The organism is Vreelandella sulfidaeris, assembly GCF_042429665.1.
GTDB lineage: Bacteria > Pseudomonadota > Gammaproteobacteria > Pseudomonadales > Halomonadaceae > Vreelandella.
The window spans coordinates 632878-649442 of record NZ_JBHMAC010000010.1; the positions used below are offsets into that span (position 1 = coordinate 632878).

At 56.1% G+C, this 16565-nt stretch carries 16 protein-coding genes and 1 pseudogene; 8 read left to right on the forward strand and 9 right to left on the reverse strand.

Going from position 1 to position 16565, the window contains the following annotated elements; genetic code table 11:
* Positions 1-83: 83 nt before the first annotated feature.
* The gene (locus ACFFLD_RS07835) at positions 84-1895 is read right to left on the reverse strand and encodes a DUF4153 domain-containing protein (protein WP_386038871.1); all 1812 of its coding nucleotides are present in this window, start codon (positions 1893-1895) and stop codon (positions 84-86) included.
* Between the two features lie 138 nt (positions 1896-2033).
* Positions 2034-2993 (reverse strand): sodium-dependent bicarbonate transport family permease, encoded by a 960-nt coding sequence (locus ACFFLD_RS07840; protein WP_386038873.1) that lies wholly within the window; start codon positions 2991-2993, stop codon positions 2034-2036.
* 120 nt (positions 2994-3113) lie between these two features.
* Between ACFFLD_RS07840 and ACFFLD_RS07845 the strand changes: the two genes are divergently transcribed.
* Positions 3114-4073 (forward strand): LysR family transcriptional regulator, encoded by a 960-nt coding sequence (locus ACFFLD_RS07845; protein WP_386038875.1) that lies wholly within the window; start codon positions 3114-3116, stop codon positions 4071-4073.
* A 130-nt stretch (positions 4074-4203) separates the two neighbouring features.
* Positions 4204-4644: an acetyltransferase gene (locus ACFFLD_RS07850; RefSeq protein ID WP_386038877.1), complete on the forward strand. Its 441-nt coding sequence runs from the start codon at positions 4204-4206 to the stop codon at positions 4642-4644.
* Positions 4645-4677: 33 nt separating this feature from the next.
* On the opposite strand, the gene ACFFLD_RS07855 is transcribed toward ACFFLD_RS07850, so the two are convergent.
* Entirely contained in the window at positions 4678-5241 is a 564-nt protein-coding gene (locus ACFFLD_RS07855) for a manganese efflux pump MntP (protein WP_386038879.1), read from the reverse strand.
* Positions 5242-5945: 704 nt separating this feature from the next.
* On the opposite strand from ACFFLD_RS07855, the gene ACFFLD_RS07860 reads away from it, so the two are divergent.
* A complete protein-coding gene (locus ACFFLD_RS07860) occupies positions 5946-6416 on the forward strand; it encodes a GFA family protein (protein WP_386038881.1) in 471 nt (156 codons plus the stop codon).
* A gap of 164 nt (positions 6417-6580) precedes the next feature.
* Positions 6581-6910, forward strand: coding sequence for a four-helix bundle copper-binding protein (locus tag ACFFLD_RS07865; protein ID WP_386038883.1), 330 nt, complete (start codon positions 6581-6583; stop codon positions 6908-6910).
* 82 nt (positions 6911-6992) lie between these two features.
* On the opposite strand, the gene modC is transcribed toward ACFFLD_RS07865, so the two are convergent.
* From modC to ACFFLD_RS07890, 5 genes are all read right to left on the reverse strand, one after another.
* A complete protein-coding gene (gene modC / locus ACFFLD_RS07870; RefSeq protein ID WP_386038885.1) occupies positions 6993-8102 on the reverse strand; it encodes a molybdenum ABC transporter ATP-binding protein in 1110 nt (369 codons plus the stop codon).
* Positions 8095-8793, reverse strand: a complete 699-nt coding sequence (modB, locus tag ACFFLD_RS07875; protein ID WP_386038887.1) for a molybdate ABC transporter permease subunit — start codon at positions 8791-8793, stop codon at positions 8095-8097. The genes modC and modB overlap by 8 nt, the downstream gene beginning before the upstream one ends.
* Entirely contained in the window at positions 8790-9578 is a 789-nt protein-coding gene (gene modA, locus ACFFLD_RS07880; RefSeq protein WP_386038889.1) for a molybdate ABC transporter substrate-binding protein, read from the reverse strand. Before modA ends, modB begins: the two co-directional genes overlap by 4 nt.
* 199 nt (positions 9579-9777) lie before the next feature.
* On the reverse strand, positions 9778-10149 hold the full coding sequence (locus ACFFLD_RS07885) for a winged helix-turn-helix domain-containing protein (protein ID WP_386038891.1): 372 nt from the start codon (positions 10147-10149) through the stop codon (positions 9778-9780).
* A gap of 65 nt (positions 10150-10214) precedes the next feature.
* Positions 10215-10961 carry a CDP-alcohol phosphatidyltransferase family protein gene (locus ACFFLD_RS07890; RefSeq protein ID WP_386038893.1) on the reverse strand — a complete coding sequence of 249 codons (747 nt, stop codon included), beginning with the start codon at positions 10959-10961 and terminating at the stop codon, positions 10215-10217.
* Between the two features lie 337 nt (positions 10962-11298).
* Here ACFFLD_RS07890 and ACFFLD_RS07895 point away from each other — a divergent pair, with 337 nt between their 5' ends.
* From ACFFLD_RS07895 to ACFFLD_RS07910, 4 genes and pseudogenes are all read left to right on the forward strand, one after another.
* Positions 11299-12282, forward strand: coding sequence for a zinc-dependent alcohol dehydrogenase (locus ACFFLD_RS07895; RefSeq protein WP_386038895.1), 984 nt, complete (start codon positions 11299-11301; stop codon positions 12280-12282).
* 32 nt (positions 12283-12314) lie between these two features.
* Positions 12315-12713 carry a 6-pyruvoyl trahydropterin synthase family protein gene (locus tag ACFFLD_RS07900; RefSeq protein WP_386038897.1) on the forward strand — a complete coding sequence of 133 codons (399 nt, stop codon included), beginning with the start codon at positions 12315-12317 and terminating at the stop codon, positions 12711-12713.
* Entirely contained in the window at positions 12710-14659 is a 1950-nt protein-coding gene (locus tag ACFFLD_RS07905; RefSeq protein WP_386038899.1) for a glycosyltransferase, read from the forward strand. The genes ACFFLD_RS07900 and ACFFLD_RS07905 overlap by 4 nt, the downstream gene beginning before the upstream one ends.
* A gap of 4 nt (positions 14660-14663) precedes the next feature.
* Positions 14664-15575: pseudogene (locus ACFFLD_RS07910) on the forward strand (lysylphosphatidylglycerol synthase transmembrane domain-containing protein); the annotation flags it as partial.
* Between the two features lie 66 nt (positions 15576-15641).
* On the opposite strand, the gene ACFFLD_RS07915 reads toward ACFFLD_RS07910, so the two are convergent.
* Complete coding sequence (locus ACFFLD_RS07915) at positions 15642-16511, reverse strand: RibD family protein (RefSeq protein ID WP_386040406.1); 870 nt, start codon at positions 16509-16511, stop codon at positions 15642-15644.
* Between the last annotated feature and the right edge of the window lie 54 nt (positions 16512-16565).

Genomic DNA, 16565 nt, shown 5'->3' on the forward strand with positions numbered 1-16565 from the left:
GGCCAGCATAGAGCTTGGGTGAACTAACGTAGGAGAAAAGGGCGAAAGGCTCGCTCGGTAACTGAACAGACAAGCACAGCGGGCTACTCCCGCTGTGCTTGTCTGCTTTCATCCGGTTGAATAAACAGCAGTTGCCTGACGCTTTCAAGCGTGGGCTGCAAGCTATACAGGCAGCCGCCGCGTTGGTAAACATCAGCTGGCCCGCTAATGCGTTCAAGTTCATCCGCTGTCTGGGTTGTTTGGCAGGTTTGTTCATCCTGCGGCTGGGCGGCGCCGAGTAACAGCAAATGGCCAAACAATAGCCAGTTGCCATCCCGTTCACCATACGCATTGCCCACCGCGCTATCGGGTTCATAAATCAGCCACTGGAAGGCAACATCGCTGCTTACCAGCAGCGCCTGGCAGGGTTCCGTCTGGCTCAAGCAGGTGGAATTCTGTTCAACCAGCAGGCTTAGCAAGGGCTCGGGTAGCGAAGCACCATCAGGGCTTACCTTGAACTGCCGGGCGACGTCATTCAGGTTTTGGGTATCCACCAACGGTTCCTGACTCCAGCGCTCGGTTTGCTTGAGCGAAAGCTCGATACGCCGTGCCAGCTCAGGCTGGGATTGAGCAAATTCGCTGTCGGCCAGGGCCTTTAAAACTAAGGTGCCCGGCTGGCCGAGCTGAAAGCGCAGGTAGTCGACATCAAAAGCCTCGACCGTAGTGAGGCCATCCAGTAGCCGCTTGACCTGATGCTCGGCAACCCACTGACGCATATCTGCCAGCGGTGTGTTCACCACGATCAACACAACCGCCACCAGCAGGGCCAGACTGACGTTGGCGCGCTGCAGATAAGGAAGTGCACTCCGGCGACGCCAAAGTAGAAGCAGGCTGTAGCTGACGGTAAATGCCGCGGTTAGCACTTGCAGCAGGGCGGCCCACAGCCGGTCCAGACTAAGACCGTATTGATCAATACGCAGCCACAGTGCCCAGGCGGCCAGTAAGCTCCCCAGGGGCAACAGCATAACGGCTAGCAGAACGATCCGGCGTAGCCAGATGGGGTAGGGAGAAGGGCCGTGCGTCTGATGAAAGACAACGTTGAAGAACAGCAGCAGGGTCAGCATCAGCGCCATCAGTATGGAGGAAGCACTGCCCGTATCCCACACGGGTTGCAGGCCGGTGAAGGGCAGTACAGAAAAGAACAGCAGAATGATAAGCGCCACCAGCGGCAGCAATGCCTTGATGAGCGCCTCCCCCATCTGCCGCACGCTTTGAATCAGGCGAAAGCGGTTACGAATCATCACCAGCGTTAAACCAATCACCAGCCAGGTGACGGGGTAGATAAACACGGGGTCGCTGAAAAGCGTCTCAAAAATGTCTAGGCCAATCGCGTCAAACAGCGACGCCCCTAGCCACAGCAGGCTCCAGAACACGCCAATAAACAGCGCCAATTGGGCAAGCGTCAGGGCAAATTCCCAGGAGTAGTTCAACAGCGGGGAGTAGGCGGTAGGCCAGACTCTGCTAGCGGCGCTGCTGCGAAAAAACAGCGCCAAAATGAACAGCGCCACGCCGAGCGCCACGCAAAAGGCAAAGGTGAACTGATGCCGCGCCCACGGCTGCTCGGGGTTTTGTTCTACCCAGCCAAGGTGCCAGCCCATCCAGAAAAGCAGCGGGGCCAGCAGCAGCGGCAGCCAATTGAGCCGATCACGCAGCCGCACCATGCTGATCAGATAAAACGCGGGCAGGGCGAGTGTTACCGTATAAAGCGCCTTGAGCCAGCGCTGGTCGGTGGCTAGCCAATGCTCGTGATCAATCGCCAGATGAAGTGCCAGCAGCGCCAAGCCCTGCATTATTGCAAGCATGATCAGGCCGACACTTGTAGCCTTGTTTAGCGTGTTGAGGCGGTTATCATCCATGGTGGCTCTTCGTCGATGATGCAAGCAGGTCGTCAGTAGTTAAAAACTGACGGTAGAAAGAGCCATTGGAAAAACGAATAGCGCCGTCACCCATCACGGCAATGCTAATGGCCCAGCTACAAGCTACTTTACTCGTCTTTAGCCCACCAGCCACGTCCAAAAATGATGATAAAGCGGAATGCCGATTAGCACGTTGAAGGGAAAGGTAAGCCCCAGAGACGCCAGCATGGCAAGGCCAATATTGGCGTCAGGAATGGCAGATCGAATGGCGACAGGGGCAGCAATATAAGAGGCACTGGCGGTAAGACTTGCCAAAATAACCGCTGAGCCAGCGGGGAGCCCCAGCCAGTAAGCCATTAACAGGCCAAAGCAGGAGAGCACGACCGGCGCCGTCAGTGCGAACATGACCAAACGGCTGTGCCCCCACCGTAGGCTACGCAATGTGTCGGCAGCCACCAGGCCCATCTCCAACAGGAACAGCGCCAAGATACCGTGAAAGGCGTTGGTGTAAAGGCCAGTGACCGATTCACCAGCGTCCGGGCCGTAAAGCCAGCCAATAAGCACGCCGCCTACCAGCAGAATCACGCCACGATTGGTGAGCGTCTCGTGCCAGAGTCCCGATGCCTTGCCATTCTCAGCCGTGTTGGTGGTCGTGCTGGTACGGTTAAATCGCCGATACAACATCAGCCCCAGCATAATGGCCGGTAGCTCCAGAAGGACCAGATAAAGCGTGACCTGCCCGCCGGTGATCAGGCTATGCGCTTCTGTGTAGGCCAGCGCTACCGCAAAGGTGCCGGCACTTACCGAGCCGTAGTGGGCGGCCAGGCTTGCGCTGTCGGCAAGCGAAAGACGTACGACGTAGCGAACGATCGGAAACACCACCAACGGTATCAAGATCCCCAGCAGCGTCACCCCAGCCAGCTCAATCAGCAGTGACGTGCTCAAGCTGCCGTGAAGTGCCATGCCGCCTTTAAGGCCAATGGTCAGCATCAATAGCAGGCTTAAAATGTCGTAAGCGGCTTTGGGTATGCTTAGATCAGAGCGGACGACGCCAGCAACGACACCTAAGACAAAGAACATGACCACGATATCCGGCACGCTGGCGCTCCTATGAAGGGGGGAGGAAAGGACGTTAGGTGGCTACTTTAGCGATCTCATAAAATTGATGAAAACAAATAATTTTTATACAGTCATAGTTAATTATCTATGGCGGTGCCTATGAAGATCCGACAATTAACGTTCCGCCTACTGCAGGTCTATGCCGATGTGGTAAGGACCGGCTCTATCACCGCCACTGCTCAGCGGCTTCACCTGACCCAGCCAACCGTGTCTCAACAGCTAAAAAGGCTGAAGGAAATTGTCGGTGAACCCATTGTGCGCCAGGAGGAAGGGCGTACCGTACCGACCGAGGTTGGCCAGGCGCTTTATCAGCTTAGTCAGGACTTATTGAGCCGTGCCGATGTTTTCAGCCAGTACCTGGATGAGTACAACAGTGGCGGGCGTGGCCACTTCAGTATCGGCTTGGTCAACACGGCGCAGTACGTTCTGCCACGTCTTTTAGGCCCTTTCAGCCAAGCCAATCCTAAGGTCGATGTCACGGTGGAGATCGGTAACCGCCAGCAGATGCTGAATCGTTTTGAACGCCATGAGGATGACATCTATATCTTTAGCCATCCCCCTGGTGATGAGGCGGTGCTGGCCGCGCCTTTTTTGAACAATCCGCTGGTGGTGGTGGGGCCCACGGATTGCCGCTGGGCTGGCGTGGAGAACCTCACGATGGAGGCCCTCAAGGAAGAGCGTTTCCTGCTGCGGGAACCCGGCTCAGCAACGCGACATACCTTTGAGGCTTGGCTGCACGGTGTCGGTATCGAGCTACGCTCGACCCAGCAAATCGCCAGTAACGAGGCCATTCGTCTTGCGGTAGCATCCGGCATGGGCCTGGCGGTGCTGTCGCGTCACGTAGTCGCGGACTCGCCCAAAGGTGTTCAGGAGCTGACACTGCCGGGATTTCCGTTGAAAAGCCGCTGGCACTTTGTGGTCCGTCGGGAGCGTCGCTTACCGCCTGCCGCTTATCGGTTTCTGAGCTTTGTCGAAAGCTCATTAACGCAAGCGTTTGATGAACCCGAAGGGGGGCTGGCGGTCGCCGGGCTGCTTGAAGCCTTGAGGGACGCACGATAACGTATTGATGCAAAAGCGCTAATAAGCGAGCCATGTATTAAGCGCTTTTCTATACGGGACATGTATCCCGTTTGGTTTATCAAGGGCTGCCACGCATAGCCTGAGTGATTAGTAATGTAATGAGACAACGATGACGATAGAAGAAGCGGACAAAACAAGTTACTCGGAATTGATAGCATTGTGGGAAGCCTCCGTGCGCGCTACCCACGACTTTCTGGCTGAAGAGGATCTATTGATGCTCAAGCCACTTATTTTTGAGCAGTTTTTAGATGCCGTAGAGCTGCGGGTGGCACGCTCGACTAGCGGCGAAATCGTCGGTTTCAGTGGCGTGAGCGATGACAAGCTCGAGATGCTTTTCATCGCGCCGAACGCGCGAGGCGAGGGTATCGGCACCGCGCTTGTTGACCATGCGCTTCAGGCTCAAGCGGTGAGCAAAGTCGATGTGAATGAGCAAAACGAGCAGGCACTAGGGTTCTATCAACGGCTAGGATTTCAGGTGGTAGGGCGTTCGCCGGTAGACGGCCTAAACAAGCCTTATCCGCTGCTGCATATGGCTTTATTAAAAGACTAGCGGCTGCTTATAGGGAGTAGCTTTAAACACGCATCAACTAAAATAGCCCGTATGCTGCGCCAGTACCGCGCAGCCAATGCTGAATAGCACCACACCTCCAATCAGCTCGGCCCAGTGGCCGACGAACTTGCCCAGCCTGTGGCCCAAGAGCGTGCCGATTGATGCCATCACGGTGGTGGCAAGGCCGATGGCGAGGCTGGTGGCGATGATATCAGCATCGATAAACGCAAGGCTGGCGCCCACGGCCATGGCATCAATGCTGGTGGCCGTCGCGGTCAACACCAGCAGCCAAAGCGTCTGCTTGCGGTGCTCTATCGTTTCCTCTTTCCTGAGCCCGGCGTATACCATGTGCGTTCCGATGGCCGTTAGTAACGCAAAGGCCACCCAGTGATCCCAGGCCTGTACGAAACGCTGAGAGGCTACGCCTGCTGCCCAGCCAATGAGCGGCGTGATCGCTTCGATCACGCCAAATACCAAGCCAATACATACTGCATGACGAAATCGTGGTCGACTGAGTTCAGCGCCTTTACTGATTGAGGCGGCAAACGCATCGGCGGACATGGAAAATGCAAGAAATACTAAGGCAAAAGGTGTCATGGATGCGCATTCTCTTGAGGAAAAATAGCGGTGCCTGATGAAAGAGAAAAGGCGAATTTAGAGGCGCTGAACTCTAGCACGATTTTTTAGATTTTCATGCTAAGTCATTAAAAATAAAGTTTATTATTACTAATTAACATAGCCTTGGCTAACAATGTAAGTAGCGGGTTATTGATATAGTTAGGCGTAACAAAGTGTCAGGAGTTACCCATCAGTTTGAATAAAGAAGACTAAAATGTATTAAACCAAACGCTGCGAATGGGTGACGTCGCCCTTATGCCGATCGCTATTCCCAGGTCGTCCAAGGATTCACGCGTCAGCTGCGCGTAGGAACAGCACCTCAATGAGCACGCGTTAACCAAGTCGTCATTCAAGAAACGGCTCCCCCGGCATAAACGGTGAGGCAGCCGCTCATCACTGGCGGTGATAGCAGCGTTGAAAGAACGAGTGCCGTTGTGGGCTAAGGTTAAGGGGACGGCCTACTTCGATCTGCGCAGCCGCTTTTGCCTAATCCGTACGACTGAAAAACGCGCATCGTAGGACTGAAAAGCGGTGAAAGATGCTGTTTTGATTGTTTTTATGACTATAGTTAGTAAGTACTTGTCTTAGAGAGTACCTGTCTTAAAGAGTACCCGTTAGAAAGTACCCGGCTTATGCGGCTTCTCGATATCAACTGTTGGTATCCGCTGCAAATGGAGGCATCTATGCTGCTCGAAGGATCATGCCATTGCCAGGCAGTCACGTTTCGTGTGAAGTCACCTCATCCTTACCCCTTTAATCGTTGTTACTGCTCGATCTGTCGCAAAACAGCCGGTGGTGGTGGCTACGCCATTAATCTCAGTGCAGACAGCAAAACACTCAGCTGCATTGGTGAGGAACATATTACGATTTATCGTGCGCGCATCAAGGGAGAGCAGAGCACCGCTGAACGGCATTTCTGCAAGCATTGTGCAACATCGCTATGGGTTTACGATCCCGACTGGCCCGAGCTTATACACCCGTTCGCCTCGGCGATCGATACCCCTTTGCCCTCGCCACCCCAGAATGTCCATATGATGTTGGGAAGCCGGGCCGATTGGGTCGAAATCGATGCCCGTTTTCAAGATAAATGCTTTGATGAATACCCTGATGAAAGCCTCGCGGAATGGCATCAGCGGCTAGGCTTGGAGCGTTAATGCTCTTAACGTTGCAAGCTTGGCTTGCTCTGTCGGACGGTTAATCTACGCTTTTATAAGTGAGTGGTGGCAGCTACCTGACCAGCGCAATCGATTCACTGGCATAACCCATACTGAGGCATTAACGTTATTAAAGAGGCGTTATCTAAAAGGAGAGTAGAAAGATGGAATTTGAAAAATATAAGTCGTGTATTGAAGCGTGCAATGTGTGTGCCGCTTATTGTGACTCTTGCGCCACTGCCTGCCTGCAGGAAGACGATGTAAAAATGATGGCAGAGTGCATTCGTCTGGATCGTCAATGTGCAGAAATATGTCGTTTGGCAGCCTCCTTTATGGCTCAGGGAAGCGAATACGCCAAGCAGCTCTGCCGTTTGTGCGCTGACCTTTGCAAAGCCTGTGGTGATGAGTGTTCCAAACATGAGGCGGAGCATTGCAAGGCCTGCGCCAACGCCTGCCATCGCTGTGCTGATGAATGTGCCGCCATGGCAGCCTAAACCAGGTTTACCCCCTTTATTAATCTTTATAGAACCCGCTCTCAGATGTCTGACAGCGGGTTTTTAGATAAAAGGGGGCATTTTAATGGGACATTAACGGCGTTAGCGCCCGCAGTAACACCACGACCTGCATGCCGCTTGCCAGTGCTAGCTCATCCCATGACTGACGAGTGACTCGGGCGCGTACGGCCAGTTCGCCGATATTCAAACGCAGCTCTATGGTGTGAGGGGCATCGGGCAGAATGGTGGTATCCATAATCGTGGCGTTTAGCTGATTACGGCAGCTGGTATTCGTGGGCGGTGAGGTGGCTAACTCGATATCCCGAGCGCAAATGCGCAGGCGCAGCCGACTGCCCACGGGTACTGCAGTGCCGGGGACGCTTAGCTGTTGGCCATCGTCCAGCGCCAGATGCGTCATCCCGTAGACGGTGTCATGTGCCACTACCTTACCTTCAAGCAGCGAGGCAGCATCAAAGCCGCCAAGCTCACGGGTCAGCTCAAAGCGGTTCAGCAGCGGGTTGAGGGCGTCACTTGCTTCCACGCGGCCAGCTTTCATCACGACAAGATGATTGGCAATGGTGGTGATTTCGTCAGCATCGTGGCTCACATATACCACTGGAATATCCACCTGTTGTGTAAGCCGCGTGATATAGCGTAAAAGCTCTTCTTTGCGTGCCCCGTCCAGCCCGGTCAACGGCTCGTCCATTAACAGCAGCTGTGGCTCGCTAAGCAGCGCCCGGCCAATCGCCACGCGACGGGCCTCGCCGCCAGAGAGCGTGCCCGGCATTCGCTCCAGCAATACTTCAATGCCTAACAGCTCGACAATGTCTGCAAACCGCTGCGGTGCCGGGCGGGGCATGCCATAACGTAAGTTGCCGCGTACGCGGTAATGAGGAAACAGCCGGGCTTCTTGAAACACGATGCCTATGCGTCGCTGGTGAGAAGGCATAAACAAGTTTTGCTGGGTATCTAGCATCACGTGTTCGCCTAGTTTGATCAAGCCCGTCTGGGGGCGCTCAAGGCCGGCAATCAGTCGCAGCAGGCTGGTTTTACCGCTACCGGAATGACCGTATATGCCGGTTACCCCGCTGGCGGGTAAATCCAGCCTGGCGGAAAGCTGGAAATTCCCTAGCTGTTGTTCCACCTGCAGCGTCAATGGTGGCGCCATGGGGGGAATCGTCATGTTAGCCATCGCGTTCCTGCAAGCGTTGTCGGGTACGACGGGCAAGCCATTCAGACGCCATCAGCGAGACCAGGGCAATCGCAATGGCTATCAGGCATAGGCGGGCGGCAGCCGATTCCTGCCCCGGTGATTGAATCAGGCTATAAAGCGACAGTGGCAGGGTGCGCGTCTCGCCGGGAATGTTAGAGGCAAACGTGATGGTGGCGCCAAACTCTGAAAGCGCCCGGGCGAAGGCCAATACCGTGCCGGTGAGCAGGCCAGGCATTGCCAGCGGCAAGGTAATGGTGGCAAATACCCGCCATCGGCTGGAGCCCAGTGTGCTGGCGGCCGTTTCAAGCTTGGGATCAACTGCCTCAAGCGATAGCCTTAGCGCGCGAACCAACAAGGGAAACGCCATGACGCCGCACGCCACCGTTGCGCCTTGCCAGGTGAAAGGCAGTGCAACGCCAAACGTGGTGTAAAGCCACTGGCCGATAATGCTCTGCCTGCCCAGCGATAGAAGCAGCAGATATCCCACCACCACCGGCGGCAACACCAGCGGTAAATGGATAAGGCCATCAAGTAGTGCCTTGCCACGAAATTCATGCCGGGCGAGTAGCCAGGCAACACCGATGCCCAAGGGCAGAATCCAAACGACGGCGGCCAGCCCGATCAATAGGCTTAGGCGGATGGCCTCCCATTCGGCCGACGAGAGCGTCACGGTGTGGCGCTTTGTGTATCAAAGCCATATTCAGCAAAGATGCTTAATGCTTCTTCACTGGCTAACCATTCTCTGAACGCCACCGCCGCTTCGTTCTGCTCGGCGTCAATCAACGCAAGGGGGTAGGTTATCGGTTCATGGCTATTGGCCGGGAACAAGCCCAGAACGCGTACCGCGTCGCTGGCATAGGCATCGGTCTGGTAAACCACCCCGACCGGCGTTTCCTCGCGCTCTACCAGCATTAGCGCTGCGCGCACATCATTCGCGCGGGCAAGCCGCGTGGTTAACTCATCCCATTCCCCCAGCGTTTGCAGCGCCTGCTTGGTATAGATTCCCGCCGGTACATGATCCGGGTCGCCGACCGATAAACGTTCACCTTCCGCTAATAAAGAGGCGATCTGCTGATTTCCATCGGGCACGAAATGGTCCGGTAACGCGTCTCGGGCAGACACGAGTGCCAAGCGGTTTTGCAGCAAGTCACTGCGCTGCTGAACGTTAACACCTTGTTCTTCCAGCCAGTCCATCCAGGCAACGTTGGCAGAAAGATAAATATCCGCAGGGCTCCCGTTCGCGATCTGCCGGGCAAGCGTGGAAGAAGAGGCATAAACAGGTATCACCTTCACGTCGTGCTTGGCATCGTAAACGGAGATAGCTTCATTCAGCGCATCGGTAAGAGAGGCGGCGGCCGCTACGTGCAGGTGGTCCATCGCCAGGGCAGAGGCTGGCAGTAACCATGTCAGGGCGGCCACTAGTAGGGTGCGATTAATCGATTGCGCTATCATCATGACTCCGCTATTTCCGTTTGGATATAGCGGATATTACACATGAGCAGCACTGCTCTCAATCTAAATGAAACATCGAGCGACGGTGATGCCCATGGTTCGTTAACGTGATCCAACGAACCACAGGCAACACGTTGGGAATATTAAAGACGTTTTGAGGGTGCCCCTCTTCAATGAAAAGAAGGCTCGATAAGAAGAGAGCTCAATGAGAAGAGGGCGTCGCCATCAGCGAGAGCAATGCTTGGGCTTCAATATTGTGATCAGGCGAAAGCTGCTTTTCGAGCGCGCGATAATGACTGAGCACCTGCTTGCCGAGTTCAGTCAAATGCGCGCCGCCACGTTCATTTCCGCCAGCGCTGGTAACAACAAGGGGAGACGAGAAGTGGTTGTTCATGGTTTCAATGAGCTGCCAGGCTTTTTTGTAGCTCATTTTCAGTGAGCGCCCAGCGGCGGAAATAGAGCCAACCTGGTCGATCATATCAAGCAGATCTGCTTTACCCGGCCCTATCACGACATCGCGATTCAGGGCCAGACGCAACTGAAAGGTGGGCGTAGAATGAAGGGTACGAGTCATTGTCGAGTCCTGCCGCTAGCTGATGAGCTTAGTGTATCAGTGACGGCGCTTTAGGCGGTGTCTATTCAATCATGACGCTTGTCCGGCTCGCGCTGGAACTGCTTGTACAGCCACCAGCTGTCCATGCCAAACGAGTAGATGAGTGAGAGCAAAGCGCTTATGGCGAGTAAGCTGGCCATTAGATGAGAGGTAAGCGGCGTTAACGCCAGCAGTAGCGCCACGACCTGCCAAACGCATACGGCTTTGCGGCGAAAGCTGGCATAAAGCGGTGCTGAAAGCCATGAGAACTGCCAGCTAGCGGCCACAAACAAATAGCGCATTCCACCAATCAGCACGACCCATGGCCCCAGCGACTCAAGCCGCCACAACCCCACGCATAACAGCAAGATCAGTAGTGCATCCAGCTCCATATCGAACCGCGCGCCAAACCGTGAGTGGCTTTGGGTACGCCTGGCAATCCAGCCGTCAACGCCGTCCAGCAGCAGGGCAATAATGGCGATCGCCAGCCATTGCCATATGGCGTCTACGAACGCATTGGCAACAAGCGCTCCCGCCATCAGCGTCACCAATACTGCGCGTGCAAGCGTGATCCGGTTGGCCCAACCCAGAACGCCATGGGACCAGAACGTGAGCACGAGCAGGGCGATCAAACCATAGAGACCCCAGGCAACGCTCCAGTTAGCCGGCGAGGCCATCAATGGCGGCAACGCCTTGCCCAATGCCAGTAGGAAGATACCTCCCACTAGAAGCTCAACTGCGCTGTAAAGGCGTTTAGACAGGGCGCAAGACGAAAGAGAGGAAAACAGCGGCATGGTGGCTCACGAAGCGGCATCGATGTCCGCAGTTAAATAAATGATGCAACTATTTTTATATGTACCATTATTGTACAAGGATGGTAAGGTTGCTTATATGACACATACAATACAGCGATAAGTATCAAGTGTTTAAAATAGTTCATCGAATATTTTCTTAACACCCGCTAAGCTGAAGTAGGTGAGCCATTGAAAACTGTTCAGCATGAAATCGTTCACCATGCGTTAGTTGCAAGATGCTTCTCACGCTTAACCTGCAACGTAATGGCGTCACGCTATGTTCAAAGGAATGAAATAGAGCTCAACGCAGGTGAGCTTGTAACGAAAAGGATTGCCCATGTCGGTGCCTGAATACGCCACTGCTTTCTGGGTGGAAAGCCCAGTCAACGGTGAGTTGCGGCGTGAAACGCTGCCTGCCCCCACCCACGATGAAGTGCGTGTACGCACGTTGTACAGTGGTATCAGTCGTGGCACCGAGTCGTTGGTGTTCCACGGTCGTGTGCCCGAAAGCGAATATTCACGCATGCGAGCCCCCTTTCAAACAGGCGAGTTCCCCGCCCCGGTGAAGTACGGCTACTGTAGCGTAGGGCGCATTGAGCAGGGTCCTGATGCGCTGTTAAACAAGACCGTATTTTGCCTGTTTCCCCATCAAGATCACTATGTGGTGCCTGCTTCAGCGGTGCTTGAAGTACCCGCCAATGTGCCTGCTAAACGCGCTGTACTGGCGGCCAATATGGAAACCGCGATTAACGGTGTGTGGGACGCCGAGCCGATGCTCGGTGAGCGGATATGCGTGATTGGCGCCGGTGTGGTCGGTGCATTAGTGGCGTATCTATGCGCCCAGGTGCCGGGTACCGAGGTTCATCTGGTCGATATTAATCCAGCGCGTCGTTCGTTAGCCGAGCAGTTAGGCGTTGGTTTTGCGACGCCGGAACAGGCCCCTCACGATCAGGACTGTGTCATTCATGCCAGTGGTCATTCTGCCGGTTTGCGCCAAGCGCTGGAGTGGGTCGGTAATGAAGGGCGTATTGTCGAAATGAGCTGGTTTGGCGAGGGCGACGTCTCAATTCCACTGGGGGGGGCGTTTCATTCCCAACGACTGACCCTCAAGGCCAGTCAGGTAGGCCAACTGCCTCCGAAGCTTCGCCCCCGCTGGGACTATCAGCGTCGTCTCCGGTTAGCACTTAGCTTATTGGTGGATGACCGGTTAGATGTACTGATCAGTGGGGAAAGCGATTTTACAGCGCTGCCGACGCTTGCCAACAAGCTATTTGATCGCACCAGCACTGAGCTTTGCCATCGCTTGAGCTATTCCAAATAAGCGCATGTTTTAACCATTAATCAGGAGTGACTATGTTCCGTTTATGTGTTCGTGACCACGTGATGATTGCTCACAGTTTTAAAGGCGAAATTTTTGGGCCCGCTCAACGCATGCATGGTGCCACCTACGTGGTCGACGTGGTTTTTCAGCGCCCTGAATTGGACGAGGACGGCCTGGTGATCGATATCGGTCTGGCGAGCGAGACCGTGAAAGCGGTGCTGGCCGACTACAATCTCACCAACCTGGATGAAGTACCTGAGTTCGCGGGTAAAAACACCACTACCGAGTTTATGGCCAAGGTGATTTTTGACCAGCTCGCCAAGGCTATTGGTGAGGGCAAAATGGGCACCACCGCTCAGGGGATCACTCACATGGAGATCAAACTGCATGAATCCCACGTGGCCTGGGCTAGCTATGAAGGCGCGCTATGAGCCAGCGTTTTACTCTCATTGTCGCCGGTGACCCTGCCCAGCGTACCGGTGGCTATCTTTATGATGCGCATATCGTCTCGGCCTTGCGTGAGCAGGGCTGGCAGATCGAGGTACTAGGGCTAGCTGGGACGTTTCCCGATGCCGATAGTGAAGCGACGCAAGCGCTTGGCAAAGCGCTTGCGTCGCTTCCCGATCAAACGGCAGTCGTCATTGATGGTCTTGCCATGGGCGCGTTGCCGGAGATCGTTGCCCAGCACGCCAAGCGGCTGGAAATTACGGCGTTGCTGCACCATCCCTTGGGCGATGAACTGGGCCTTGTTGATGCCGATCAGCAGCGCTTTCATCGCAGTGAGTTAAGTGCTCTCGCGTCCGTGGCGCGTATTATTGTCACCAGTCATTTTACCGCTCGGCGTTTACCTGCATTGGCAGAACACTACGCGATGCCCATCACGGCGAGTATCAGTGTGGTGGAACCCGGTGTCGATCAAGCACCCGTGAGTACAGCCGCTGCGCCTGATGAACCACTACGCCTGCTGTGTGTGGCCACGCTAACGCCACGCAAAGGCCAGGATATTCTTGTCGAGGCGCTGGCGGGGTTGAAGGATGCTCCCTGGCAGTGTGACTGCTACGGCGCGGCACGTGATCCTGAATTTACCCAACGCGTTGAGCAGCTGATCGAACATAACCATTTGCAGGATAAAATAAAGCTGCATGGGGAGTGCGATAGCGAGACGCTGGAGGCGGCCTACCGGCAAGCCCATGCGCTGGTGCTGCCCTCGTGGTATGAAGGCTACGGCATGGTAGTGACCGAAGCCCTGGCCCACGGCCTGCCGGTGATTACTTCTACCGGTGGGGCATTGCTCGATACGCTTCCAAAGGGTGCCGGGCTGAGTTTTCCGCCCGGTGATAGCGCGGCGCTTCACAACGCATTGCAGCGTTTTTGTGGCGATGCCGAGCTACGGGGTCAGCTGCGCCAGGGAGCCACCCAGGCACGCGATGAACTCAACGACTGGAACATGGCTGGTAGCGCTTTTGCTGCGGCGCTATCTACGACGTTATCTGCGCCGGACGGCGGGTCATCTTTACACGCGGGGAGTCAGTTTGAGTCTGACTGGCTAACCCTGCGTGAGACTGCTGATGTCGCCTCAAGAAGCGAACGTCTTGCTCAGTCAGTATCAGACTGGCTGAGCGAGTGCGCCGAGTCACCGCTGATCGCGGATCTTGGCTGCGGCCGAGGCAGCAATATGCGCTTTTTGGCGCCGCGCCTGGGTGGAGCCCAGCACTGGACATTGATTGATCACGACTCGCGCTTGTTGGAGCAAGCTCGCCAGCGAGCCAACGAGTTAAGCGCTACACAGGGGCTCTCCGTGTCGGTGGAAACACACTGTGTATCGCTTGAGCCAATAGCCGATGTACCGCTGGACGGCGCGCATTTAGTCACCGCCTCGGCACTGCTGGATTTGGTGTCGCAGCCCTGGATTGACGCGTTAGTGGAGCGGTGTGCTTCGCAGCGACAAGCGCTGCTGATTGCCTTGAGCGTGACTGGCGCATGGCACTTTATCGATGACCAGGGCGAACCCCTGCTGGATGACGAAGATCGCTGGATGCTGGCCATGTTCAGCGCCCACCAACAGCGCGATAAAGGCCTGGGTGACGCGTTGGGCGGACAGGCGCACGAGGCATTGGTGAGCGCCCTTGAGGCCGCCAATTATCGCGTGGAACAAGTCGATACTCCCTGGCAGCTCACGGCGGGTAGCCGTGACTCTCAGCCCTTGATGATGGCGTTACTCAAAGGCTGGGCCGAAGCCGTCACCGAGCAAGCGCCAGACGCTGCAACGCGCAGCGCTGCTTGGTTGCAGCATCGTCAACAGGCGGTCATGGACGGCGAGGTGGGGATTTGGGTTGGCCACCGCGATCTCTTCGCGACACCGCGGAAAGAGGCATAAGCCTATGGGGGCCGCGCAGAGGTTATTCACTCGGCTACGCACGCGTTTACAGCGCTCTGGAAAGCAACGCTCATGGCTGTTGCGTTTGGTGATCAGTGCCTTCCTGCTGGGAGCGGTCGCGCTATGGGTTAACCCAGCGTCGATTATTGCTGAAGTACAGGGATTTTCTGCCGGGTGGGTCGTACTGGCGTTGGCCATTAGTACCCTACAAATAATGCTGAGTGCTTGGCGTTGGCAATTTACCGCTGGGCTGATCGGGGTGCCGCTGCGATTTGGTTACGCGCTGCGCGAATATTATCTGGCTCTGCTGGTTAACCAGCTGTTGCCCGGTGGCGTACTGGGTGATGCTGGTCGAGCGCATCGCCATGCGAGTCAGGCACAGTCGCGGGGCCGAGCATGGCGGGCGGTCATTATAGAACGTGCTTCAGGCCAAATCGCGGTGGCTATACTTACCTTAATTGCCTTGCTGTGTTCGCCGTTGTGGCATAGCGCGCTAGGTGGGGCATGGTTAGTCGCTATCGGTGTTGCGGTGGCAGCGGGGTTGGTGGCGGCCGGTAGTGTTGCTAAGCACCAGGGAAGCACCCGTTGGTTAGCACAAAGACCGCAGTGGTTTCAGGCGTTAGCGTTCGATGTGAAGCGGAGCTTATTGCGGCGTCGCGCCTGGCCCCGGCAATTAGTCTCGTCGTTAGCTATTGTCGTCAGTTATGGCCTGGTAATGGTTTGCGCCGCGCGGGCGATTGGCGTTGAGCTACCGGCGCTACAGGTGCTTGCTTTAACGCCGGTGCTGCTGCTGGCGATGCTGGTTCCTTTGTCGGTGGCTGGCTGGGGGCTGCGTGAAGGCGCCGCCGCTGGCGTTTGGTCGCTGGTTGGCTTGCCGGCTGCCCAAGGGGTCGCGGTGTCGTTGGCCTATGGCGTACTGGTGCTGCTGGCGAGTGTGCCGGGCGTGTGGGTAGCATTGAGCCGGCGTAAAAACGCCCAGCCATCAGGTGGTGGCCTGCCTCAGTCGCATGTCGAACAGGGTGTCGTCGCCACAGCGGAAGGTTCGCGTCGGCAGACGCAGCGCACTGTCGAGCGTGTCGATGGGCGTCATTTGCAGCCCGGGCCTGCCGGAGCCGATCAGCAAAGGGGCGACCAGCAGATGCAGTCGGTCAATCGCCCCCGCTTCGATAAATTGAGAAACGGTGATGCCGCCCCCTTCCACCAGTACACGGGGCAAGCCTTTCTTGGCCAACAGGCTAATGACATCGCTGGGGCTGAACTGGCCACGTGCATTCAGGGCCAGCACACAGCGCTCAACGTGGGGCAGGCTGTCGGTCGGCGCCACCTCCGGCCCCACGATGTGCAGCGTGGGTGCGATAGCGGAGTGCAGCAGCGTCAGATCGTCAGGTATGCGCCCCCGCGGGTCGAGGATTACGCGGGTCGGGTGGTCACCGCTAACGTGGCGTACCGTCAGCTGGGGGTTGTCGGCGCTGGCAGTGCCAGCGCCCACTACCACGGCGTCAACCAACGCACGCAGGCGGTGTAAATGAACCAAACTTTCATGACCGTTAATGTAATGAGAATGGCCGCTTTCCGTGGCAATGCGCCCGTCCAGGCTCTGCCCCAGTTGAGCCAATACCCAGGCAGGGCGGCTGGCCAAGGGCGTCAGGCAGTCGAGCAGCTCATGAACCTCAGCCGTGACTGCCTGAGACGCTTGCCACTCGCCGTTTGGCGACAGCGTTATCGCAACGCTGGACGGACGTTGATGACGCAGGGCCAACAGCCAGTCCCAAGCATCGGCCAGTGTAATGGCGTCGCCAGTAGAGTGAACGTCGCAGTAATTAACATCTGCGTTGGGAAGGGAGTCGGGCATGACGCCTCCGTGCTAAAAAAACCGCTTTATCATGCGGCCCATATGACCTCAGCG

Coding starts and splice junctions, on each gene's coding strand:
- ACFFLD_RS07835 (WP_386038871.1), bottom strand. CDS start 1,895: ATGGATGATAACCGCCTCAACACGCTAAACAAGGCTACAAGTGTCGGC.
- ACFFLD_RS07845 (WP_386038875.1), top strand. CDS start 3,114: ATGAAGATCCGACAATTAACGTTCCGCCTACTGCAGGTCTATGCCGAT.
- ACFFLD_RS07850 (WP_386038877.1), top strand. CDS start 4,204: ATGACGATAGAAGAAGCGGACAAAACAAGTTACTCGGAATTGATAGCA.
- ACFFLD_RS07855 (WP_386038879.1), bottom strand. CDS start 5,241: ATGACACCTTTTGCCTTAGTATTTCTTGCATTTTCCATGTCCGCCGAT.
- ACFFLD_RS07860 (WP_386038881.1), top strand. CDS start 5,946: ATGCTGCTCGAAGGATCATGCCATTGCCAGGCAGTCACGTTTCGTGTG.
- ACFFLD_RS07865 (WP_386038883.1), top strand. CDS start 6,581: ATGGAATTTGAAAAATATAAGTCGTGTATTGAAGCGTGCAATGTGTGT.
- modC (WP_386038885.1), bottom strand. CDS start 8,102: ATGGCTAACATGACGATTCCCCCCATGGCGCCACCATTGACGCTGCAG.
- modA (WP_386038889.1), bottom strand. CDS start 9,578: ATGATGATAGCGCAATCGATTAATCGCACCCTACTAGTGGCCGCCCTG.
- ACFFLD_RS07885 (WP_386038891.1), bottom strand. CDS start 10,149: ATGACTCGTACCCTTCATTCTACGCCCACCTTTCAGTTGCGTCTGGCC.
- ACFFLD_RS07890 (WP_386038893.1), bottom strand. CDS start 10,961: ATGCCGCTGTTTTCCTCTCTTTCGTCTTGCGCCCTGTCTAAACGCCTT.
- ACFFLD_RS07895 (WP_386038895.1), top strand. CDS start 11,299: ATGTCGGTGCCTGAATACGCCACTGCTTTCTGGGTGGAAAGCCCAGTC.
- ACFFLD_RS07900 (WP_386038897.1), top strand. CDS start 12,315: ATGTTCCGTTTATGTGTTCGTGACCACGTGATGATTGCTCACAGTTTT.
- ACFFLD_RS07905 (WP_386038899.1), top strand. CDS start 12,710: ATGAGCCAGCGTTTTACTCTCATTGTCGCCGGTGACCCTGCCCAGCGT.
- ACFFLD_RS07915 (WP_386040406.1), bottom strand. CDS start 16,511: ATGCCCGACTCCCTTCCCAACGCAGATGTTAATTACTGCGACGTTCAC.